Genomic DNA, 1,140 nt, shown 5'->3' with positions numbered 1-1,140 from the left:
TCACACCCGTTCCCATTCCGAACACGGCAGTTAAGCTCTTCAGCGCCGATGGTAGTTGGGGGTTTCCCCCTGTGAGAGTAGGACGCCGCCAAGCAGTTATATATGGAGGATTAGCTCAGCTGGGAGAGCATCTGCCTTACAAGCAGAGGGTCGGCGGTTCGATCCCGTCATCCTCCACCATTTTACACTTGCCGGTGTAGCTCAACTGGTAGAGCAACTGACTTGTAATCAGTAGGTTGGGGGTTCAAGTCCTCTTGCCGGCACCATTTTCATACAAGCTTTATATAGCATATATAAATAGTTTATATGAGCCATTAGCTCAGTTGGTAGAGCATCTGACTTTTAATCAGAGGGTCGAAGGTTCGAATCCTTCATGGCTCACCATTTTATTATGCGGGTGTGGCGGAATTGGCAGACGCACCAGACTTAGGATCTGGCGCCGCAAGGCGTGGGGGTTCAAGTCCCTTCACCCGCATGTTCGCGGAAGTAGTTCAGTGGTAGAATACAACCTTGCCAAGGTTGGGGTCGCGGGTTCGAATCCCGTCTTCCGCTCCACTATTTATTTATGCCGGGGTGGCGGAACTGGCAGACGCACAGGACTTAAAATCCTGCGGTAGGTGACTACCGTACCGGTTCGATTCCGGTCCTCGGCACCATCTTAATATGCGCCCGTAGCTCAATTGGATAGAGCATCTGACTACGAATCAGAAGGTTGTAGGTTCGACTCCCGCCGGGCGCACCATATTTTTATCGGGAAGTAGCTCAGCTTGGTAGAGCACTTGGTTTGGGACCAAGGGGTCGCAGGTTCGAATCCTGTCTTCCCGACCATTATTTTTTTGGGGCCTTAGCTCAGCTGGGAGAGCGCCTGCCTTGCACGCAGGAGGTCAGCGGTTCGATCCCGCTAGGCTCCACCAAAAAAACTTGACAAGCCGTTTTGGCTTTGTTATGATATGAAAGTTGATTCTTTAAGAAGAGTCAAATTGCTCTTTGAAAACTGAACAAAACAAAGCGCCAACGTTAAATTTTAAGTGAGCACACACTATCAAAAAAAGCAAATGAGCAAGTCAAACATTTCTTCGGAGAGTTTGATCCTGGCTCAGGACGAACGCTGGCGGCGTGCCTAATACATGCAAGTCGAGC

9 tRNA genes and 2 rRNA genes are annotated in these 1,140 nt (G+C 50.0%); all 11 read left to right on the top strand.

The features are described from left to right. Positions 1–94: ribosomal RNA gene (gene rrf, locus ACFVS1_RS26855) — 5S ribosomal RNA — on the top strand; the annotation flags it as partial. 10 nt (positions 95–104) lie between these two features. Continuing rightward, positions 105–180, top strand: a tRNA-Val gene (locus ACFVS1_RS26850). A gap of 10 nt (positions 181–190) precedes the next feature. Beyond that, a tRNA-Thr gene (locus ACFVS1_RS26845) sits at positions 191–266 on the top strand. A gap of 42 nt (positions 267–308) precedes the next feature. Next, positions 309–384, top strand: a tRNA-Lys gene (locus ACFVS1_RS26840). 9 nt (positions 385–393) lie between these two features. Continuing rightward, positions 394–475 (top strand) — tRNA-Leu (locus ACFVS1_RS26835). A 5-nt stretch (positions 476–480) separates the two neighbouring features. Then, positions 481–555, top strand: a tRNA-Gly gene (locus ACFVS1_RS26830). A 12-nt stretch (positions 556–567) separates the two neighbouring features. After that, positions 568–656 (top strand) — tRNA-Leu (locus ACFVS1_RS26825). A gap of 9 nt (positions 657–665) precedes the next feature. Next, a tRNA-Arg gene (locus ACFVS1_RS26820) sits at positions 666–742 on the top strand. Positions 743–751: 9 nt separating this feature from the next. Then, a tRNA-Pro gene (locus ACFVS1_RS26815) sits at positions 752–828 on the top strand. Positions 829–838: 10 nt separating this feature from the next. Then, positions 839–914 (top strand) — tRNA-Ala (locus tag ACFVS1_RS26810). A 159-nt stretch (positions 915–1,073) separates the two neighbouring features. After that, a 16S ribosomal RNA gene (locus ACFVS1_RS26805) occupies positions 1,074–1,140 on the top strand; the annotation flags it as partial.

This window comes from Peribacillus sp. NPDC058075 (assembly GCF_042885195.1).
GTDB lineage: Bacteria > Bacillota > Bacilli > Bacillales > DSM-1321 > Peribacillus.
Note: the sequence above shows the minus strand (reverse complement) of the source record. Positions and strands in the feature narration are given on the sequence as shown.